Consider the following 20988-nt stretch of genomic DNA (forward strand, 5'->3'; position numbering starts at 1 on the left):
TAGTAACATAAATTCGTTTTTCAATAGGTTTTTATTATAAATTTGTCTTTTTTTAAAATTAATTTATTAACTCCTTAATATATAAGGGATTATTTATATGATGAAAGTAGTTTTGTTAGGATATATGGGCAGTGGAAAGTCATCGATAGGGGCGCTATTGGCTTCAAAATTAGAGATTTCTTTTTTTGATTTGGATGCTGTTATTGAAGAAGAAGAACAACTTTCAGTCAATGAAATATTTGCAAAAAAAGGGGAAATTTATTTTAGAAAAAAGGAGCATAGTGTATTGCATAGCCTTTTGAAAAAAAAGGAACCTTTTGTGCTTAGTTTGGGAGGAGGAACACCTTGCTATTTTAACAATCATGAATTTATTGCGCAGTCTAATTGCGTATCATTTTATTTAAAAGGTACAGCAGAAACACTCAGTCGTCACTTATTGGAAGAAGTTGAAAAACGTCCTTTGTTGACTGCATTGAAAGCGACAGAATTAACTGATTTTATAAACAAGCATTTATTTGATCGCTCGTTTTATTACCACCAAGTGAGTCATATTGTTACAATAGATGCAAAGACTATAGACGAGATAGCGGATGAACTTTTTCAATACTTACGATAAATACGCATACGATTCCTTTTCTTCAAAAACCACTTGAATGTGTTCTTGTAAGGAAGTAGAAAGCGAAATCCCTTTAAAGTCTGCTTTTACTGGGTACTTCTTATGATTACGATCGACCAAAACCGCTGTTTTAAATTTACTCAAAGTTACTTCTAAGAAATGTTTGACACCATAAATTAAGGTAGTTCCCGAATTTAAAACATCGTCGATTAGAACCAATCCTTTGTTTTCATATGCTTCTTTTGGAATAGAAGTACTTATGGGGCCTTTCGGATCTTGTTTGTTGACACTAACCTCACAAAGTGTCACTTTAAGGTCGGAAATTTGGCGTAATTCTTCGGCTATTTTTTGAGCAAATACATATCCATTTGTAGCAATTCCAGCTAAAACTACCTCATTTTCTGAACTGAACGTTTCGTAAATTTGATAGGCAATTCTCTTGGTTTTGTGGCGAATTTCGGTATCGGTTAAAATGATGTTTTTCATGGGTTGTGTTATTTTTTTTCAAAGATAAAAAAGAGTTCCTTATTTTGTCGAGGTTTGATAGAATTATGTGCTTTTTCCATTGTTTTAATCCGAAATTTTTTTAAAAACAAAGCTTCATATTCGGTTACAGATCCTCCAAATGGTGGTCCTTCTGCTGTGAGTGGAAAATCAAATAACAATCCTGCAATTTTGCCATTAGGTGCTAATAAGTTTTCAATTTTTTCAACATAATCCTCACGCATTGTTGGAAAAATAGCGCAAAAAAAGGTTTGTTCTAAAATTAAATCAAACGTACCGGTTAATTCAAAAAAATCTCCATGGATCAGTTGATGATCTTTTCCTGGATTTCTCTCGGCTATTTTTTGCAAAGGTGAGGCTGCAATATCCACTACAAAAACATTGGTAAAGCCTTTTTGACTAAGGTAGTCAAATTCATACCCATTGCCCACACCTGGAATTAGGATGCGGCAAGCTTTATTTGTTAATTGGTCAATGTATTCTTTTAATGGTGTTGAAACAGCACCAATATCCCAACCGATCTCATTTTTTAAATAGCGCTCTTCCCAGTAATTCATCTTTAATCCTCATTTTCTGTAAAAGTAGCATCATCCGAAATGAAATCGTCAATTTCGCGACGCTCTTTTTTTGTAGGTCTTCCTGTGCCATTGGCTCGGTAATGTTCTTTTGATAATTTCATTAATTCCAAATGTTCAAAAGCCTCTGCCGGTGTTTCATCTTTTCGATACAGATCAACGAGTTTAGCGCCCAGCCGATTTAATGGAATGTCTAACACCGTTAGTTTGTAATTGATTTGATCTTTTCGAAGCGTAATTTTATCCATCGGATAGACTTCTCTCGATGGTTTTGCTGCTTGCCCATTTACAGAGATGTGACCTTTTTTAGCGGCTTCAGTTGCAATACTTCGCGTTTTGTAATAGCGAATGCACCATAAATATTTGTCTATTCTCATAGGTAAATCAAAAATCCGTGTTAATATTTCGACAAAAATAAATGAAAATTGTATCTTGCGCCCTATAAAAATATAGAATAATGAAAACCCTTGTTAAAATAGTATTGGTAGCTTTTCTTACAGCCAGTATTTTTTCATGTCAAAATAATGATGATTCTACAACATTTGATAAGCCACGTCCATATGCAGAAGTTTATGTAGAAGATACGCTGAAAATTAGACAATTCATGGAAACACATTATGTTACTGTTGATTCCGATTTGAATACTACATTTACTCAAATTCCTGCGGGAGGATCTCAAACTCCCATTTCAGAAATGCCTAATTTAGAGCATGTCGAAAGAGATATTCATGATATTACTTATAAGATTTATTTTTTAAAATTACGTGAGGGAACAGGGGAAGGAACTACACCCGTAGATTCTACTTTTGTTTCGTACAAAGGGACAACATTTGCCAAAACAACAACAGATAATGTAGATACCTACACCCAAAATGTATTTGATCAATCAGAAACTCCTGTTTGGTTTACTTTGGAGGATGTAATTCGGGGTTGGGGGGAAATAATTCCTCAATTTAAGACGGGTACCTATTCTGCTAATCCAGATGGAACAGTTTCGTTTCAAAATTTTGGAGCGGGTGTAATGTTTTTACCTTCAGGATTAGCGTACTATAATTCGTCAACCACAAGTATTTCAGCTTATTCCCCCTTGATTTTTAATTTTAAATTGTACAATCAAGCTTCACGAGATCATGATCGTGACGGTATCCTTTCAAGAATTGAATACGGTCCTGATTTTAATGTTGCTGCATTAGATACAGATAGTGATAAAATTCCTGATTACAGAGATGTTGATGATGATGGTGACGGTGTGTTAACCATTGTAGAAACTAAAAAACCATTACCTTTGTCACTTGGTCAAGGAACAAGTTTAAATTATCCCTATGATCCAATTCCAGACAATCCTACTACACCACAAAACGAGTCAGAACCTAAAGGAATACCTTCAGCCTCGGGTGATGGAATATCGCCAACACGTTTGAGAAGGCATCTCGATAGAAATAGTAAACCTCCTTTTATAGTATATTAATAAAAAGCCCGAGCAGTACTCGGGTTTTTTTATAACTTATATTATGTCGCATCCTATGTAAAAAAAACTCCGATTTTCATCGGAGTAATTTATCTAACTAACCTAACCCAATAATAAAACGTATTTATTACATTGCAAATATCGTTCGTAATTTTGTAACAGGGTGTTAAGGATATGTTATACTTATGTTATTGATTCTTAAATTTTTACAATTTTATTTTATCCTGAAGTTCAAATACTTTTTTCAAAACTGCTGTATTTCTTGTGGATATTTTTGTTCGTAATTCTTTTTCTTCAATGGCAATCATCTTAAATACACCTTCCATTGCTTTTTTTGTAGTGTAATCGGTCAAGTCGGGGGTTACTTTTTTTATAAATGGAATACGATTGTATTGGGTAATAATTTCTTTCCACACCTTGTCGGCTCCCACTTTGGTAAATGATTGTTTAATTACAGGATTAAATTTAGAATACAAGGTTGTTGATGTATTCGTTTGAAGGTATGTTGTGGCGGCACTTTCATTTCCTAACAATATGTTTTTTGCATCTGTAAATGTCATTTCTTTTACAGCATCAATAAAAATAGGTGTCGCTTCTTTAACCGCATCTTCTGCTGCTCGATTTAGTAATTCAATGCCTTTGTCTGCTAGTTTTTCCATCCCCATTTGTCGCAATTGCTTGTCTACTTTTTTAAGTTCTCCAGGTAAAATAATCTTTACGGCCTCATTTTTTAAAAAACCGTCTTTTTCAGTTAACAACGAAACTTGTCTGGTAATACCATTGTTTAGCGCTTCTTTGAGTCCTTTGCTGATTTCGGTTTCACTCAGAGGGTTGCTAATTTTTGGCAACTGTGCCACTGCCGATGGAATTCCAAAACAACCCATTGTGAGTAGGAATGAAATTACTGATACTATTTTTTTCATCATTTAATATTTATGGGATATGTTTACAAATATAATGCCTTTTTTGATGTAGAATTATTTTACTAAATTAAAAGAAAAAAATTATTAAATTCGTAAATTGCACCCTTTAAAACGAATAAAAATTACAGATGGAACTACAAACTCCTTATATTCCTAAAAATAAAGTAAGAATTGTTACTGCAGCATCCCTGTTTGACGGGCACGATGCGGCTATTAACATTATGCGTAGAATTATTCAAGCTACTGGTGTTGAAGTGATTCACCTTGGGCATGATAGAAGTGTAGAAGAAGTAGTTAATACAGCCATACAAGAAGATGCAAATGCCATTGCTATGACTTCTTATCAAGGGGGACACAATGAGTATTTCAAGTACATGTATGATTTATTGAAGGAAAAAGGAGCCGGACATATTAAAATATTTGGCGGTGGCGGTGGCGTTATTTTACCTACTGAAATCTCAGAACTTCACGAATATGGCATCGAAAGGATTTATTCACCAGATGACGGTCGTGCAATGGGATTACAAGGTATGATTAATGATTTAGTGCAACGTTCTGATTATCCAATTGGTGATAAATTGGCGGGTGAACTGTCACATATTGAAGAAAAAAAACCAACAGCTATCGCCCGATTAATTTCGACAGCTGAAAATTTTCCAGAAATTGCAAAGGCTGTTTTTGAACAAATTCATGAAAAGAATCAGACGTCTAAAATTCCAGTTTTAGGAATTACTGGAACCGGCGGCGCAGGAAAGTCATCTTTAGTAGATGAATTGGTGCGTCGTTTCTTAATTGATTTTCCTGAAAAAACCATTGGTTTGATTTCGGTAGATCCATCAAAACGTAAAACAGGAGGGGCGTTACTAGGCGATCGAATTCGAATGAACTCAATCAATAATTCCCGTGTTTACATGCGTTCGTTGGCAACACGTCAATCCAATTTAGCCTTATCGAAATATGTGGCCGAAGCCATTGAAGTTTTGAAAGTAGCTAAATACGATATTATTATTTTAGAAACATCTGGAATTGGACAATCGGACACTGAAATTTTAGAGCATTCTGATGTTTCGTTATATGTAATGACGCCCGAATTTGGAGCGGCTACGCAATTGGAAAAAATTGACATGTTGGATTTCGCTGATTTAGTTGCGCTGAATAAATTCGATAAACGTGGTGCATTAGACGCTATTCGTGATGTAAAAAAACAATACCAACGCAATCATAATTTATGGGATGTGGATACCGATACCATGCCAATTTTTGGTACAATCGCATCACAATTCAATGATCCTGGAATGAATACGTTGTACAAATCCATAATGGATAAAATTGTAGAAAAAACAAGTGCTGATCTGCTCTCAACTTTTGAAATTACCCGTGAAATGAGTGAGAAAATTTTTGTAATTCCACCGCACAGAACACGTTATTTGTCTGAAATTGCTGAAAACAATAGAAAATACGATGAAACGGCACTTTCTCAAGTAGAAGTTGCACAAAAACTATATGGAATTTTCAAAACGATTGAAACAGTTTGCGGAAATGTTCCGCAATTAGACAAAGCAGGAATTATAGAAAGTTCTTTAAAAATAACTGCGGATAACAAAGATTTCGTTTCGTTATTGACTAAAGAATTCGATCGCGTAAAAATGAATTTAGATCCCTATAATTGGGAAATCATATTAACGTGGGACGAAAAAGTCACTACCTATAAAAATCCGGTCTATAGTTTTAAAGTGCGTGACAAAGAAATAAATATTGCCACTCATACCGAATCACTATCGCATTCGCAAATTCCGAAAGTTGCCTTACCAAAATACCAAGCTTGGGGTGATATCCTAAAATGGAATTTACAAGAAAATGTCCCGGGAGAATTTCCCTATGCATCAGGTCTATATCCTTTCAAACGAGAAGGAGAAGATCCAAGTCGAATGTTTGCAGGTGAAGGTGGACCAGAACGAACTAACAAGCGTTTTCATTATGTTTCTGCAGGGTTGCCTGCAAAACGGTTGTCAACCGCTTTTGATTCGGTGACTTTGTACGGAAATGATCCACACATTCGTCCCGATATATATGGAAAAATCGGAAATGCGGGTGTATCGATTTGTTGCTTAGATGATGCTAAAAAATTGTATTCGGGCTTCGATTTGAGTCACCCAATGACTTCGGTTTCTATGACTATTAATGGACCTGCACCTATGTTATTAGGGTTCTTTATGAATGCAGCGATTGATCAAAATTGCGAAAAATACATCATTGAGAAGGGTTTGCAAAGTGAAGTAGAGGCTAAAATAAAAGAAATTTACAAGAAAAAAGGGGTGTCTCGTCCAAGTTACCAAGGAGCTATGCCTGAAGGAAACAATGGTTTGGGATTGATGCTGTTAGGTGTAACGGGTGATCAAGTTTTACCATTGGAAGTATATCAAGATATTAAAATCAAAACTTTAGCACAAGTTCGTGGCACGGTACAAGCCGATATTTTAAAAGAAGATCAGGCGCAAAATACGTGTATTTTTTCTACAGAATTTGCCTTGCGATTAATGGGTGACGTACAAGAGTATTTTATCAAGCAAAATGTTCGTAATTTTTATTCGGTTTCTATTTCTGGGTATCATATTGCAGAAGCTGGAGCGAACCCAATTACCCAATTAGCATTTACGTTAGCAAATGGTTTCACTTATGTAGAATACTATTTAAGCAGAGGAATGAATATCAACGATTTCGGTCCGAATTTATCCTTCTTTTTCTCTAATGGAGTAGATCCTGAATATGCTGTTATTGGTCGTGTAGCTCGAAAAATTTGGGCGAAAGCCATGAAAAACAAATACGGAGCCAACGAAAGAGCGCAAATGCTAAAATACCACATTCAAACATCGGGGCGTTCGTTGCATGCACAAGAAATTGATTTCAACGATATTCGTACCACATTGCAAGCCTTGTATGCCATTTATGACAACTGTAATTCGTTACATACCAATGCGTATGACGAAGCAATTACTACGCCTACAGAAGAATCAGTACGAAGAGCCATGGCGATTCAGTTGATCATTAATAAAGAATTAGGCTTAGCAAAAAACGAAAATCCAATTCAGGGGTCATTTATCATTGAAGAATTAACCGATTTGGTAGAGGAAGCGGTGTTGCAAGAATTTGATCGAATTACAGAACGTGGCGGGGTATTAGGTGCTATGGAGACCATGTACCAACGCTCTAAAATTCAAGAAGAAAGTTTGTATTATGAAACGTTGAAACATACAGGTGAATTCCCAATTATTGGTGTAAATACCTTCTTGAGTTCAAAAGGCTCTCCAACGATTATCCCTGCTGAGGTTATTCGTGCAACGGAAGAAGAAAAACAATATCAAATTGATATGTTGCATAATTTGCAAGCAACCAGTGCTGAGAGTGTATCGGAACAATTGAACGCAATTCAAGATGCAGCCATTAACAATCAAAATATTTTTGAACGGTTGATGGAAGCTACAAAAGTATGTTCGTTAGGACAAATTACAACTGCATTATTTCAAGTTGGCGGACAATACAGACGCAATATGTAGTGATTAAAATTTTTTAATTTGAATCCAACTATTGAAAACTTTCCTGCAACAAAATTCATAGGTAAATACCTGTCCTTTACTTATGCTGATTATCGTGCTTTAGAATTGTGGAGTAGCTTTATGCCTCGACGAAAAGAAATTCAAAATTCAATGGGTACTAAGCTGTTTAATATTCAAGTAAATCCCGAAAATTTTAATTTTCATCCGAATACTCCTTTTGTAAAATGGGCTGCAGTCCAGGTTTCCAGTTTTGATAGTATTCCAGTTGAGATGCACTCTCTAGAAGTAGAAGGCGGATTGTATGCGGTATTTCAATACAAAGGTAATCAACATGGCGCAGTAACTTTTTTCAAATCAATATATACAGAATGGTTGCCCGCTTCAGCATATGAAATAGATAATCGGCCACAATTTGAAATTTTAGGGGAAAAGTATAAAAATAACGATCCAGATTCTGAAGAAGAAATTTGGATTCCTATTAAATTGAAGGATTAATATTTACCATCAACATAAAACCATTTTCCATTTTCCAATTTAAAAGTGGAATGTTCGTAATGTATTTGTGCTTTTAAATTTTCGTCTAAAAAGTAGGCGTTAAAAGTTACCGTAGTTTCGGTTGTTGCTAAAATTTCTAATCGCAACCATTGATTGGATCGACTCCAAGTTGAAAGTTCGCTTCTGTTGTGAAATTTTCGTTTTGAAAAATGCGTAGTGTTAATTAAATAATCTACAGCGCCTGTAGCAAATGCGCTATAACGAGAGCGCATTAAGACTTCTGCTGTTGGTGCACTTTGAGTTTCGTTGAGATACAACCCACAACAAGCTTCAAACATTTTTTGCGATCCGCAGTAACAAGGTTTCATTAGTTACTACTGGATTCGTTAAACTTTCGTTGAATTTCTTTTAACTTTTCTGCCCGAGCATTTTTTTTGGCTTTCGCTTTGGCTTGCTCTTTGTGTAACTTATCGTTGTGAGCTTTGATGTTTTTTGGATTGTTTCTTCCCATAACGCTTATTGTCTTTGTGGTTTTCAAAGATACAAATTAATGGTGGATTAATTTTTGGCATGACAATTGGTTATTTACTAAAATATTTAATTTAATTTAATTTTATTAGCTATGAAGAAAATTACTTTATTTTTCGCTTTTATGGGTCTACTAGTGGTTCTAAGTTGTACCGTTAATGAAGTAAATGACCGAAACGATAACGATACAATTAGTGAAGTATTTGAATATCAAAACGTAGATTTAATGGCTACTAATGGTTATCGTCAAGTACTTACTTTTCCACATGTAATTTATGCTTCTGATATGGTATTGGTGTATCGTTTAGCAGCATCTGGACCAGCAGGTGATATTTGGAAATTACTACCCGAGACCTATTATTTTAATGACGGCACCTTAGATTTTGGTTATCGAAATGATTTTACACGTTATGATGCGGAAGTTGCTCTTTATGGATATGATTTATTAGGATTGAATACTGCTAATAAGTTAAATCAAGTTTTTCGTGTAGTAATTATCCCAGGTTATTTTGGAAATAGAAGAACTTTAGCTGTTGATTTTTCAGATTATAAGGCCGTAGAATATCATTTCCAACTCAAAAAGCAGATAAAGACGATTAGTTTGTAAGGAGTGAAAATTTTAGACCATCCGACGGGATGGTCTTTTTTTTGTAATTATTAAAATAATTTCAATTTACCCCTAAAAAAATAGGGTATAATTAAATTTAAATTGAAAAAGTAGTATATTTGCATAACTTTTCAAGGGTATAACTTTTAAAACAATCAACTTTATGTCAACATTTCGTTTTCAAGCTTTAAGAAAAGCAACCGATAGAAAACCAGTTCATGTAGAAGAATTGGATCGAAAATCAATTATTTTTGGCAGTAATGTCTTTGGGGACAAAGCCATGCGTCAATTTTTAACACCAGAAGCATACAAAGCTGTTAAAGCTGCAGCTGATGGGGTAAAAATTGATCGTAAAATTGCCGAATATATTGCGTTAGGCATGAAAGAATGGGCGTTAACAAAAGGAGTGACCCATTACACGCACTGGTTTCAACCATTAACCGGAACCACTGCTGAAAAACACGATGCTTTCTTTGAAACATTTCCTGATGGAAGTGATCCTGTAGAAAAATTTGGTGGAAGTCAATTGGTGCAACAAGAGCCGGATGCTTCTTCATTTCCAAATGGAGGCATCAGAAATACTTTTGAAGCGAGAGGTTATACGGCTTGGGATCCTACATCGCCTGCGTTTATCTTTGGAACAACATTATGTATTCCTACTGTTTTCGTTTCCTATACAGGTGAAGCTTTAGATAACAAAACACCTTTATTAAGAGCATTAAATGCTATTGATGCAGCTGCTATTGATGTGGCTAAATATTTTGATAAAAATGTAAAACGTGTTACACCAACATTGGGTTGGGAACAAGAATATTTCCTAGTAGATTCAGCTTTGGCAAATTCACGTCCTGATTTATTAGCTACGGGTCGCACCTTATTAGGGCATACGGCAGCTAAAGGGCAACAATTAGATGATCATTATTTTGGTTCCATTCCAACTCGTGTTTTAACCTATATGCGTGATTTAGAAAACGAATGTATGTTATTGGGTATACCAGTAAAAACCCGTCATAATGAAGTAGCACCAAATCAGTTTGAATTAGCACCTATTTTTGAAGAAATCAACTTAGCAGTAGATCACAATTCATTATTGATGGATGTGATGCAAAAAGTAGGGGAGCGTCATGATTTTAAAGTGTTATTCCATGAAAAACCATTTAAGGGAGTAAATGGTTCAGGTAAACACAACAACTGGTCATTAGCTACAGATACGGGAATTAATTTATTAAGTCCGGGTAAAACGCCTATGAGTAACTTGCAATTCTTAACCTTTTTCATCAATACGATTAAAGCGGTTCATGATAACGAAGAATTATTGAGAGCTTCAATTGCTTCTGCAAGTAACGATCACCGTTTGGGTGCGAATGAAGCGCCTCCAGCAATTATTTCGGTTTTCATTGGTCAACAATTGACTAAAGTCTTAGCTGAATTAGAAGGCGTTTCAAAAGGAAAATTATCTCCAGAAGAAAAAACCGATTTAAAATTAAACGTTGTAGGTAAATTACCAGACGTTTTATTAGACAATACCGACCGAAACAGAACATCTCCATTTGCGTTCACCGGAAACAAATTTGAGTTTAGAGCAGTAGGTTCTTCTGCTAACTGTGCAGTTTCAATGACAACGTTAAACACGATTGTAGCAAAACAATTGAAAGACTTCAAAAAAGAAGTAGATACGTTAATTGAGAAAAAAGATTTAAAGAAAGACGAAGCTATTTTTAATGTCTTGAGAGAATACATTAAACAAACAAAAGCGATTCTTTTTGAAGGCGACGGTTATAGCGAAGCATGGGAGAAAGAAGCTAAAAAACGTGGATTAAGCAACCATAAAACAACACCTGAAGCCTTAAAAGCAAAAGTGTCTAAAAAGGCAATTGAATTGTTTGGAGAAATGGGCGTAATGAATCACGTTGAGGTTGAATCTCGTTATGAAATTGAACTAGAAGAATACGTGAAAAAAATCCAAATTGAAGGTAGAATTTTAGGAGATATTGCTCGTAATCATGTGGTTCCAACAGCAATTCGTTACCAAAACATATTAATCGAAAACGTAAAAGGATTGAAAGAAATCTTTGGTGCTTCATTTGAAAAAATTGCCAAAGAACAAATTTCATTAATCAAAGAAATTTCGGAGCATATTGAAGGAATAAATACCAAAGTAGAAGCCATGACTGAAGAGCGTAAAAGCGCCAATGCTTTAACAAATACCGAAAAAATGGCCGCAGCTTATTGTGATAAAGTAAAACCATACTTCGAAGAAATTCGTTACCATGCTGACAAATTAGAATTGTTAGTTGACGATGAGTTGTGGACCCTGACAAAATACAGAGAATTGTTATTTACGAAGTAAATACAATTTAAAATCCCAATCAATCGATTGGGATTTTTTTTGTTTCAATTTATCGTGTTAAAAAAACTTTTGGAGGCTTAAATTTTCATTCTTTCAACTAATATTGTAACTTTGCCGTCTAAAAATAAGGGAATACTATGTTAGATAGATTACAATATGTAAAGCAACGTTTTGACGAAATATCAGATTTGATTATCCAACCGGATGTAATTGCCGATCAAAAAAGATATGTGCAATTGAATAAGGAATATAAGGATTTAAAAGCCTTGGTTGACAAACGTGAAGAATACATCAATATAGTTGGAAATATTACGGAAGCAAATGAAATAATTGCGGATGGTTCGGATGCCGAAATGGTAGAAATGGCCAAGATGCAACTCGAGGAAGCTAAGGATCGTTTGCCTGTATTAGAAGAAGAAATCAAATTCATGTTGATCCCAAAAGATCCGGAAGATGCTAAAAATGTGATGGTAGAAATTCGTGCTGGAACGGGTGGTGATGAAGCTTCCATTTTTGCAGGAGATTTATATCGTATGTATACCAAATACTGCGACTCTAAAGGGTGGAGAACTTCGGTAGTGGATTTGAATGAAGGAACCTCTGGTGGATTTAAAGAAGTTATTTTTGAAGTAACCGGTGAAGATGTTTATGGTACCTTAAAATATGAAGCAGGTGTTCACCGTGTGCAGCGTGTGCCTCAAACCGAAACCCAAGGTCGTGTACATACATCAGCAGCTACTGTTATGGTGTTGCCAGAAGCTGAAGAATTTGATGTACAAATTGATATGAACGATGTTCGTGTTGATTTTTTCTGTTCATCAGGTCCGGGAGGTCAATCGGTAAATACTACAAAATCAGCGGTACGATTGACGCATATTCCAACCGGATTGGTAGCCCAATGTCAGGATCAAAAATCACAGCATAAAAACAAAGACAAAGCGTTAGAGGTATTGCGTTCGCGTTTGTACGAACAAGAATTGGCCAAAAAAGAAGCAGAAGATGCTACTAAAAGAACGTCTCAGGTGAGTAGTGGTGACCGCTCGGCAAAAATTAGAACCTACAATTATGCACAAGGAAGAATTACCGATCATCGTATAGGATTGAGTATTTTTGACTTGGATGGATTCATGAACGGAAACTTGCACAAAATGATAGATGAATTGCAATTGGTAGCCAATACCGAAAAACTAAAAGAAAGCGAAGTTTTTTAATCACAACTTTTTTAAGTGAATATTTAGCAATAATTGCCATTTACAGTGGTTAATACTATTAATTTATTTAAAGACTATGAACAAGTACTTTACAATATGTTTGTTGTTGCTTACTCTTACAGGGAATGCACAATCTTTTTTCGGACTTCAACACGATAATTATGCGGGGGTAAACGCTATTCTTTCAAATCCAGCAAATATTGTAGATTCTAGATTTCGTTCCGATATCAATCTTTTTTCAGGCGATATTAATTTTAGTAATAGTTATTATTCCTTTACTCTTCAAGAATTATTTGACGGTCAGTACGATACTCAGGACAACAGTTCAAACACGAGTGGTCCACATAGTTTATATACTAAAGTGGATTATTTGGGTCCATCCTTTATGTTTAATGTTTCAAAAAATCAATCCCTTGCTTTTTCAACTCGTTTGAGAGTTATTGGGCATATCACCCAACTAGATGGCAACCTGATCAACAGTATAAATGATAATGATGCTTTTGGAAATTACTCCATTTCAAATCAAAATTTTAGTATTGCTTCCAATTCTTGGGCTGAAATAGGCGCTACGTATGCACGTGTGTTGGCTGATAAAAAAATGCATTTTTTGAAAGGAGGGATTTCACTAAAATATGTTTACGGACTCAATACTGGGTTTGTTAAAGCCAATAATCTTTCAGTACAATTTAATGATTTTAATAATACTTATACTACTACTGGATCTGTAGAAGTAGGAAATACCAATAGTTTTGACGATGTAAAAGACCCTTTTGATAATCAAGGAGCTGGTTTTGGTGCGGATATTGGATTTACTTACGAATATAGATCAGAAAGTCGCATGCAAACTTCAAAAGGAAGTAATAAATATTTGTACCGTTTGGGCTTTTCTATCTTGGATATCGGATATCTGACATATAACGATGCTAAAGTTGATACCTACAGCGCTAATGCTACTATAACAGAATCTCAATTTGAAAATGAAAGTTTTGATTCATTTTATACGCGAACATCTACTACTAATAAAATTAACGTAAGCTTGCCTACATCAGCAAACGTCAATTTAGATTGGAGCATGAGTTCTCGTTTATTTTTGAATGTCAATACTTCATTGAGTTTGGTCAAAAACACCAATGTTAATTCAAATTATATTGCAAATAACGTTAGTGTAACCCCTCGATTTGAATCGAAATGGTTGAGTATTTATTTGCCGTTTTCGTATTTAAAATATGCTGGTTTTCAATCGGGTTTCGGACTCAGAATGGGGCCACTCTTTGTGGGTTCGGGTTCTGTGATTAATGGCTTACTTGGTAAAACAAAAGCAGTAGATGTAAATTTTGGACTGAAAATTCCGATTTTCTACGGTAAAAAATAATGAGGAGATCGTCTTTTTTAAAGACGATCTCCTCATTTTGAATTAATAAGTACTATTCTTTTACTTCAGCATTTTCTTCGGCTTTTGCTTCCAAACGATTTAGTGTATATAAGGATGCAAATTTAATTTTAAGTTTCGCAATTTTTGTATTGTCTGACATCAATAATCCTTCTTTTTCTATCATATTTTTTCTAGTATCCAATGCCTCATACAGCAATTTAATTTCGTCCCAATCTTCTCTAGAATAAAGTGTTTTGTTGGTTGAAACTGTGCTTACAAAATGATCATAAACGCTAAGAATATTGGTTTTATCTACCCAGCTAAAGGTCATGTCTTTTCCAATATCTTTACTTTTAAAAAGGGCCTTTCTAATCGATGATATTTTTGTTTTTTCAGGATGTTCGGCTATATAACTCGCTTTATATAATTCATACTTATCGCTTGAAACTACAATTTTATCCTCAAAATCTGCTCGATTTTTTAATTCTTGTAGTGCATTTTTTGCAGCTATTTTCTTTCTTTGATAGGTGCTTTCAATACTATCCCAATCTTCTTTTACATCTTTAGCTGCCACGGCATTCAAGGAATCGACATATTGTTCATAGGCTACAACTAGGTTTTCTGCTTTTGTTTGTTTTTCATCGTGGCAGGAGATCATTGCGATTCCTGAACTCACAACAATTAGTAACATTTTTACTTTTTTCATTTTTTAAATATTTTATTTGTTAGTCATTTTTGAAAGAAATTGGGTAGTTAAAAATTGTATGGCATAGCCCACTATTTTTTCAGCCCCATTTTTTGAATTACCCAAAACCAATTTTTTAGATAAATACCCGCCAACTAAGCTAAGTAGCGTAGAAAATAAGTGCTCATTATGAGTTACACTTTTAATACAATCTACAGCTCCTTGTCGAACAATTGCTCCTAAAGTTATGCTTTCTTTTAATGAGTAGTATTGGAATTCTATGGCATTCCAATCTCTTGTTTGCTGGCTATGTAGCGAAGCAATTTTTAGGCGTAATCGATCGGATCGTTGTTTTGATGTCATTACAATTTAAAATTTAGGAAGAAGTGTTGGAGTTGTTTAGGGTAGAATTTCTGAGTTCGTCATTAAAGCATTTTGAAAGGATGTAGTGACGAATCGGAATTTTAATTAATGCTTTTCTAAATACATAAAGTCCAATGAAAACCACTAAATAGCCACCAGAAACGCATATAAATCCCAAATAATTATGTTCCAAAATAGCACCCAAATACAGGCTGATTCCAATAGTTAGAAATAAAGTAAACATAGCCAATAGCATAGAGAGTACACATACAACAGCTAATGAAGATAGTAGATCTGTTGCTTTATCTAGTGTTTTTAATTGCAGTAATTCAAAACTTGATTTGGAATACGTTTCTACTTTTTGATAAAGTAGCTCTATATTTTCGACTATGTTTTCCATTATATAATACTATTATTTGAGACGGTGTTCGATTTTTGATTTTCCTTCTTCAATAGCATCGCTAGTTTCTGAAGCAAAATTTGAGTATTGATCTTCAATGGAAGCAATAAAATCCGAAAAACTTCCTTTAAGATTATCGGCCACATCTGTGCCTTTTTGAGCAATTTTTTTTCGAGTGTTACTTCCTTTATCAGGAGCAAAGAGTACGCCTAATAAAGCACCAACCGCTAATCCGCTTAATACGCCAACAAAGACATCTGTATTTTTCATAATAATTTATTTTTAATGATTTATAGTTCTTTTCCTTTGATTATTCGAAATAAAATAGCAATGAAGGCAATGACTAATAAAATGTGAATCATGGAACCGGCACTGTATACAAAAAAACCTAGTACCCAGAGAAGAACTAGCACAACAGCTATTGTATATAATAAATTTGACATGGCATTTTTTTATAGGTTATTTTGTACCCTACAAAGATGTAATCGTTTGATCATTTTTGTGTTACAGATAAATACCGATTTTTTACATGATTCTCATCTTTACTAAAATTTCGGACTTTGTGTTTTAAAAACTTTAGACTAAATTTGTAACAACTTAAACACAACTGTTTTGACAACATCTCAACTCATTGCCCAGATTGCAGCCAAAAAATCATTTCTTTGTATTGGTCTCGATGTCGATTTGACAAAAATTCCACAGCATTTAATGGAGCTTGAAGACCCCATCTTTGAATTCAACAAAGCTATTATTGATGCAACGCATGACCTTTGTGTTTCCTATAAACCCAATACTGCTTTTTATGAAGCATATGGGATAAAAGGATGGCAATCGCTGCAAAAAACTATTGCCTATATCAATGCCAAACATCCCGAAATTTTCACGATTGCCGATGCCAAACGAGGCGATATAGGAAATACTTCTTCCATGTATGCCAAAGCTTTTTTTGAAGATATGCAATTCGATTCGGTGACTGTGGCACCTTATATGGGGAAAGATTCAGTTGAGCCGTTTTTGGCTTTTGAAAACAAACATACCATTATGCTGGCTTTGACGTCTAACGAAGGTGCTTTTGATTTTCAAACGCAAATCGTAGCGGGAAAAGCGTTGTATAAAGTGGTTTTGGAAACTTCGAAATCGTGGAAAAACGCCGATAATTTAATGTACGTTGTAGGTGCTACTAAAGCCGAGTATTTCACTGAAATTAGAAAAATTGTACCGAATAGTTTTCTATTGGTTCCCGGAGTTGGTGCGCAAGGCGGTAGCTTAGCAGAAGTATGCAAATTTGGAATGAATGAAAATGTTGGTTTGCTTATCAATTCTTCACGGGGCATCCTCTATGCTTCTAATGGAACTGATTTTGCAGAAAAGGCAAGGGAAGAAGCGTTTAAATTGCAAGAAGAAATGCAAACGCTTTTAGAAAAAGCTAGGTAAGAAAATATATTTCAACTTGAAACCAATTCAAATTACAGATTCCCTTGGAACTCAGCATGGTTTTGAAACCACGCCCAAACGGATCGTATCTTTAGTACCTTCTCAAACTGAACTCTTGTATGATTTAGGTTTGGAAGATCAGATTGTAGGAATTACTAAATTTTGCGTGCATCCTGTTTACTTTAGAACAACCAAAACTATAGTTGGCGGTACTAAACAGGTTAAAATGGAAACCATTGCGGCGCTGCAGCCCGATATTATCATTTGCAACAAAGAAGAAAATACACAAGAAATGGTGGCGCAATTGCTTACGATTTGTCCGGTTTGGGTAACGCACATACAAACTATAGAAGATAATTTGCAAACCATAAATGATTTGGGACAACTCTTCAATAAACGTATCGAAGCCCAAAAGTGGATTGATAAAATTAATTTTAGATTAGACGATTTCAGGAAATTCATTGCGGATAAACCGGTAAAAAAAGTAGCTTATTTTATTTGGGCCAATCCCCATATGGTAGCTGGAAATTCGACCTATATCAACACCTTATTGCAATTGAATCGTTTGGATAATATCTATGCAAAAAAACCGGGGCGTTATCCAGAGGTCGAATTGAAAAAAATAAGATTAGAAGGCGATCCCGATTATGTTTTTTTATCCTCTGAACCCTTTCCTTTTAAAGATGAGCATGCTTTTGAGATTGGACGGTATACCCATCACGCAAAAACGGTTTTTGTCGATGGCGAGTTTTTTTCTTGGCACGGTACCCGATTGTTCAAAGCGCTGGAATACTTCAAACTACTGCACCTTAAAATATAGGTGCTTTTTTTTTTCGTTTTAATACGGTACATTTGAATAAAATTAAACCAATTGATTTCTTATACACTTTATAAAAACGAAACAAGTACAGAATGGGTGACTTTTGTTCATGGAGCAGGAGGTAGCTCTTCTATTTGGTTTAAACAAATTCGCGATTTTCAAAAACATTTTAATGTGTTGTTGCTCGATTTGCGTGGACATGGAAATTCCAATGCCCCCATAAAAACGGCATTCAAACAAAAATATACCTTTCAGTCGATTGCCAATGATGTCCTTGAAGTAATCGATCATCTTAAAATAGAATGTTCGCATTTTGTAGGTATTTCTTTGGGTTCTATCGTCATTCGACAGTTGGCCGAAATGTATCCAACACGTGTAAAGAGCATGATTTTAGGGGGCGCTATATTAAAAATGAATTTCCGTTCGCAAATCTTAATGCGATTGGGGAATATGTTTAAATATGTATTGCCTTATCTCGTGTTGTATAAGTTTTTTGCTTTTGTGATAATGCCCAAAAAGAACCACAAAAATTCAAGGTTGTTGTTTATTAACGAAGCCAAAAAATTGTACCAAAAAGAATTTATCAAGTGGTTTAAACTTACTGCAGAAATAAATCCAATTTTGCGTTGGTTTCGACAAGTTGAATTGGACATTCCCACGCTGTATGTTATGGGAGAAGAAGATTATATGTTTTTGCCCTCGGTGCGAAAAGTGGTAGCAAGTCATGCCAGAACAGCCGAATTATTTGTCATTCAAAACTGTGGTCACGTTGTAAATGTGGAACAACCTGCTATTTTTAATGAAACGGTAATTGGGTATTTAAAACGGAGTGCAAACGTTTAGACTTTATTCAAAGTAAAGCGTAAACACATCTGCTGCCGTTCCATTACTTCCTTCCCCTTGATCGATGATTAAAGAACCATCTGCATTCAAGATGTAACGACCATAATCGCCATTATCATAAATTTGATGACCTTCAATTTGCAGGTAAGTTCTACCATTCGATTGCGAGGTGGTAAAATGATAGGTACCTGATTGCAAAGGCAAATAAGCGCTTTGCGGACCGTTATTGATAATTAAACTGGTAACAACCAATTCGTTTTGATCGGCATCAAAGGCCCAAGTCACCGCGCCGTTTTCATAATCTACATCTGCACCGGCAAACCCTCCGCTTACATTGCGCAACGCATAAACTTCATTGAGAGTAGCCCGACTAGACGTTTCTTCACTGCAGCTCATCAATAACAAGAAACAGCCTATTGAAAATAAAAAGGATTTGATTTGCATCGTTACTTCAGCTATGGGTTAGGCTTTCAAAAGTAGTAAATATTTTATTTATAGATAAAAAAATCCGAATGAAATTCGGATTTTTTGTCGGTTATATTACGATTTGAAATAAGAAAAATCATGATTGTTTTCCAATTGCAATAAAGTTTCATAAATCAATTTTATTACATGCTCTACGTCTTGTTTGTGCACCATTTCTACCGTGGTGTGCATGTATCGTAAAGGCAATGAAATCAATGCTGAGGCTACACCGCCATTACTGTATGCAAATGCATCGGTATCAGTTCCAGTAACCCGCGAAGTAGCATGGCGTTGAAACGGAATTTGATGTGCTTCGGCAGTGGCAACAATCAATTCTCTTAATACGTTTTGAGTAGCAGGGGCATAGGCAATAACAGGTCCTTTTCCCATTTTTAAATCACCTTCGATTTTTTTATCAATCATGGGGGTAGTCGTATCGTGACATACATCGGTAACAATTGCTACGTCGGGTTTGATGCGCTGCGTAATCATCTCGGCTCCACGTAAACCAATTTCTTCTTGCACCGAATTCACGATATACAAGCCAAACGGCAATTTCTTTTTGTTTTCTTTCAATAACCGCGCTACCTCGGCTATCATAAAACCACCCATTCGGTTGTCAATGGCTCTGCAAACAAATTTATCGTTGTTTAATATTTCAAATTGATCGGGATAAGTGATGACGCAGCCTACATGAACACCTAAAGCTTCTACTTCGGCCTTGGTGCTGCAGCCACAATCAATAAATATGGTTTCAATTTTTGCCATTTCTTCTTTACCACTTCTGCCACGCGTATGAATTGCAGGCCATCCAAATACTCCACGTACAATTCCTTTTTTGGTATGAATATTCACACGCTTTGAGGGAGCGATTTGATGGTCAGAGCCACCGTTTCGAATTACATAGATCAAACCGTCGTCTGTAATGTAGTTCACATACCACGAAATTTCATCGGCATGCCCTTCAATAACCACTTTAAAAGGTGCTTCTGGGTTTATAACGCCCACCGCACTTCCGTAGGTGTCTGTAATAAATGTATCTACATAGGGTTTTAGGTATTCCATCCAAATTTTTTGCCCTTCCGCTTCATATCCTGTTGGAGAGGCATTGTTTAAATAACGTTCTAAAAAAGTCATGGACGACTTATTTAATATCGATTTTGTGCTCATTTTGCAATATTTTTTTGCTAAAATAGGAATAAGTCTTTAGAGTTACATATAATTTCAATAATTTTGGTTTACTTTTTGATATTTAATGAAAGTATCAAAATTCTAATCAAGATGAATAAATTATTTTTTACACTTTTTCTTTTCTCAGTTTCCGTTTTTTCACAAAAGGAACAAGATACTTTAAAGATGACTTCACAAGATTCGGCCATTGTTTTTTCTACCGAATTAAATGAGATTACAATCAATAAAGACAAAACGTATACCCTTGGTGAAGATAAAAAGGCCTTACTCATTCTAAAACGCAGGGTTTTTCGTGTTTATCCCTATGCAAAACTTACTGCCGATAAGTTAACGCAACTCAACGAAACCATGGAGAAATTGAAAACCGCCAAAGAGAAGAAAAAGTATTTTAAAATAGTTGAGAAATATTTGGAAGAAGAATTTTCGCCCCGACTCAAAAAACTATCCCGAAAAGACGGTCAAATTTTAGTAAAATTAATTCACAGACAAACGGGTGAATCCACTTTTGATTTAATTAAATACCATAAAAGTGGTTGGAAAGCATTCTGGGCCAATTCCACGGCAAGAATGTTTAGTATTAATTT

The 20988-nt window shown here is 35.1% G+C and carries 25 protein-coding genes; 12 read left to right on the plus strand and 13 right to left on the minus strand.

The annotated features are described in order from the left end of the window. The first annotated feature begins 97 nt into the window (after window positions 1-97). Window positions 98-616, plus strand: coding sequence for a shikimate kinase (locus tag ACIQ6Z_RS05135; RefSeq protein ID WP_396209861.1), 519 nt, complete (start codon window positions 98-100; stop codon window positions 614-616). Here ACIQ6Z_RS05135 and ACIQ6Z_RS05140 read toward each other — a convergent pair. Genes ACIQ6Z_RS05140 through ACIQ6Z_RS05150 form a run of 3 tightly spaced genes read right to left on the minus strand, consistent with a single transcriptional unit; the run spans window position 608 to window position 2072 of the window. Then, on the minus strand, window positions 608-1102 hold the full coding sequence (locus ACIQ6Z_RS05140; protein ID WP_396209862.1) for a phosphoribosyltransferase family protein: 495 nt from the start codon (window positions 1100-1102) through the stop codon (window positions 608-610). The genes ACIQ6Z_RS05135 and ACIQ6Z_RS05140 overlap by 9 nt on opposite strands. Window positions 1103-1110: 8 nt before the next feature. Further along, window positions 1111-1677 carry a methyltransferase domain-containing protein gene (locus ACIQ6Z_RS05145; RefSeq protein WP_396209863.1) on the minus strand — a complete coding sequence of 189 codons (567 nt, stop codon included), beginning with the start codon at window positions 1675-1677 and terminating at the stop codon, window positions 1111-1113. 2 nt (window positions 1678-1679) lie between these two features. Further along, window positions 1680-2072 carry an RNA-binding S4 domain-containing protein gene (locus ACIQ6Z_RS05150; RefSeq protein ID WP_396209864.1) on the minus strand — a complete coding sequence of 131 codons (393 nt, stop codon included), beginning with the start codon at window positions 2070-2072 and terminating at the stop codon, window positions 1680-1682. An 80-nt stretch (window positions 2073-2152) separates the two neighbouring features. On the opposite strand from ACIQ6Z_RS05150, the gene ACIQ6Z_RS05155 reads away from it, so the two are divergent. Beyond that, the gene (locus tag ACIQ6Z_RS05155) at window positions 2153-3163 is read left to right on the plus strand and encodes an FKBP-type peptidyl-prolyl cis-trans isomerase (protein ID WP_396209865.1); all 1011 of its coding nucleotides are present in this window, start codon (window positions 2153-2155) and stop codon (window positions 3161-3163) included. 206 nt (window positions 3164-3369) lie between these two features. Here ACIQ6Z_RS05155 and ACIQ6Z_RS05160 read toward each other — a convergent pair whose 3' ends face one another. Further along, entirely contained in the window at window positions 3370-4086 is a 717-nt protein-coding gene (locus ACIQ6Z_RS05160) for a DUF4197 domain-containing protein (protein ID WP_396209866.1), read from the minus strand. Between the two features lie 128 nt (window positions 4087-4214). On the opposite strand from ACIQ6Z_RS05160, the gene ACIQ6Z_RS05165 reads away from it, so the two are divergent. Together ACIQ6Z_RS05165 and ACIQ6Z_RS05170 are read left to right on the plus strand one after the other, a co-directional pair. Beyond that, window positions 4215-7640, plus strand: coding sequence for a methylmalonyl-CoA mutase family protein (locus ACIQ6Z_RS05165; protein ID WP_396209867.1), 3426 nt, complete (start codon window positions 4215-4217; stop codon window positions 7638-7640). Window positions 7641-7658: 18 nt separating this feature from the next. Then, window positions 7659-8135, plus strand: a complete 477-nt coding sequence (locus ACIQ6Z_RS05170) for a GyrI-like domain-containing protein (protein WP_396209868.1) — start codon at window positions 7659-7661, stop codon at window positions 8133-8135. Here the strand turns inward: ACIQ6Z_RS05170 and ACIQ6Z_RS05175 are convergent. Both ACIQ6Z_RS05175 and ACIQ6Z_RS05180 read right to left on the minus strand, forming a co-directional pair. Then, window positions 8132-8473 carry a YchJ family protein gene (locus tag ACIQ6Z_RS05175; protein WP_396209869.1) on the minus strand — a complete coding sequence of 114 codons (342 nt, stop codon included), beginning with the start codon at window positions 8471-8473 and terminating at the stop codon, window positions 8132-8134. The genes ACIQ6Z_RS05170 and ACIQ6Z_RS05175 overlap by 4 nt on opposite strands. A gap of 29 nt (window positions 8474-8502) precedes the next feature. Further along, the gene (locus tag ACIQ6Z_RS05180; protein ID WP_396209884.1) at window positions 8503-8673 is read right to left on the minus strand and encodes a hypothetical protein; all 171 of its coding nucleotides are present in this window, start codon (window positions 8671-8673) and stop codon (window positions 8503-8505) included. 84 nt (window positions 8674-8757) lie between these two features. Between ACIQ6Z_RS05180 and ACIQ6Z_RS05185 the strand changes: the two genes are divergently transcribed. From ACIQ6Z_RS05185 to ACIQ6Z_RS05200, 4 genes are all read left to right on the plus strand, one after another. Next, entirely contained in the window at window positions 8758-9270 is a 513-nt protein-coding gene (locus tag ACIQ6Z_RS05185; protein ID WP_396209870.1) for a hypothetical protein, read from the plus strand. A 163-nt stretch (window positions 9271-9433) separates the two neighbouring features. Further along, complete coding sequence (locus ACIQ6Z_RS05190) at window positions 9434-11620, plus strand: glutamine synthetase III (RefSeq protein ID WP_396209871.1); 2187 nt, start codon at window positions 9434-9436, stop codon at window positions 11618-11620. Between the two features lie 137 nt (window positions 11621-11757). Continuing rightward, on the plus strand, window positions 11758-12831 hold the full coding sequence (prfA, locus tag ACIQ6Z_RS05195) for a peptide chain release factor 1 (RefSeq protein WP_396209872.1): 1074 nt from the start codon (window positions 11758-11760) through the stop codon (window positions 12829-12831). Between the two features lie 76 nt (window positions 12832-12907). Continuing rightward, window positions 12908-14203 (plus strand): DUF5723 family protein, encoded by a 1296-nt coding sequence (locus ACIQ6Z_RS05200; RefSeq protein WP_396209873.1) that lies wholly within the window; start codon window positions 12908-12910, stop codon window positions 14201-14203. A gap of 52 nt (window positions 14204-14255) precedes the next feature. On the opposite strand, the gene ACIQ6Z_RS05205 is transcribed toward ACIQ6Z_RS05200, so the two are convergent. From ACIQ6Z_RS05205 to ACIQ6Z_RS05225, 5 genes are read right to left on the minus strand one after another with little or no spacing between them, the layout of a single operon-like run. Then, complete coding sequence (locus tag ACIQ6Z_RS05205; RefSeq protein WP_396209874.1) at window positions 14256-14909, minus strand: hypothetical protein; 654 nt, start codon at window positions 14907-14909, stop codon at window positions 14256-14258. A gap of 12 nt (window positions 14910-14921) precedes the next feature. Continuing rightward, window positions 14922-15251, minus strand: coding sequence for a hypothetical protein (locus tag ACIQ6Z_RS05210; RefSeq protein ID WP_396209875.1), 330 nt, complete (start codon window positions 15249-15251; stop codon window positions 14922-14924). Window positions 15252-15264: 13 nt separating this feature from the next. Next, a complete protein-coding gene (locus ACIQ6Z_RS05215; RefSeq protein ID WP_396209876.1) occupies window positions 15265-15651 on the minus strand; it encodes a hypothetical protein in 387 nt (128 codons plus the stop codon). Between the two features lie 12 nt (window positions 15652-15663). After that, on the minus strand, window positions 15664-15921 hold the full coding sequence (locus tag ACIQ6Z_RS05220; RefSeq protein WP_396209877.1) for a YtxH domain-containing protein: 258 nt from the start codon (window positions 15919-15921) through the stop codon (window positions 15664-15666). A gap of 20 nt (window positions 15922-15941) precedes the next feature. Continuing rightward, window positions 15942-16094, minus strand: coding sequence for a lmo0937 family membrane protein (locus tag ACIQ6Z_RS05225; protein ID WP_396209878.1), 153 nt, complete (start codon window positions 16092-16094; stop codon window positions 15942-15944). A 169-nt stretch (window positions 16095-16263) separates the two neighbouring features. On the opposite strand from ACIQ6Z_RS05225, the gene pyrF reads away from it, so the two are divergent. From pyrF to ACIQ6Z_RS05240, 3 genes are read left to right on the plus strand one after another with little or no spacing between them, the layout of a single operon-like run. Continuing rightward, window positions 16264-17085: an orotidine-5'-phosphate decarboxylase gene (gene pyrF / locus ACIQ6Z_RS05230; protein WP_396209879.1), complete on the plus strand. Its 822-nt coding sequence runs from the start codon at window positions 16264-16266 to the stop codon at window positions 17083-17085. Window positions 17086-17101: 16 nt separating this feature from the next. Next, the gene (locus tag ACIQ6Z_RS05235; protein WP_396209880.1) at window positions 17102-17905 is read left to right on the plus strand and encodes an ABC transporter substrate-binding protein; all 804 of its coding nucleotides are present in this window, start codon (window positions 17102-17104) and stop codon (window positions 17903-17905) included. A gap of 51 nt (window positions 17906-17956) precedes the next feature. After that, complete coding sequence (locus tag ACIQ6Z_RS05240) at window positions 17957-18748, plus strand: alpha/beta fold hydrolase (RefSeq protein ID WP_396196991.1); 792 nt, start codon at window positions 17957-17959, stop codon at window positions 18746-18748. Between the two features lie 3 nt (window positions 18749-18751). Here the strand turns inward: ACIQ6Z_RS05240 and ACIQ6Z_RS05245 are convergent, their stop codons facing one another. Both ACIQ6Z_RS05245 and ACIQ6Z_RS05250 read right to left on the minus strand, forming a co-directional pair. After that, window positions 18752-19192: a hypothetical protein gene (locus ACIQ6Z_RS05245; protein WP_396209881.1), complete on the minus strand. Its 441-nt coding sequence runs from the start codon at window positions 19190-19192 to the stop codon at window positions 18752-18754. A 96-nt stretch (window positions 19193-19288) separates the two neighbouring features. Beyond that, a complete protein-coding gene (locus ACIQ6Z_RS05250) occupies window positions 19289-20383 on the minus strand; it encodes a M42 family metallopeptidase (RefSeq protein ID WP_396209882.1) in 1095 nt (364 codons plus the stop codon). Window positions 20384-20494: 111 nt separating this feature from the next. Here ACIQ6Z_RS05250 and ACIQ6Z_RS05255 point away from each other — a divergent pair. Further along, on the plus strand, window positions 20495-20988 hold a 494-nt coding region (locus tag ACIQ6Z_RS05255), incomplete at its 3' end, for a DUF4294 domain-containing protein (protein ID WP_396209883.1).

Source organism: Flavobacterium sp. (genome assembly GCF_044376915.1).
GTDB lineage: Bacteria > Bacteroidota > Bacteroidia > Flavobacteriales > Flavobacteriaceae > Flavobacterium.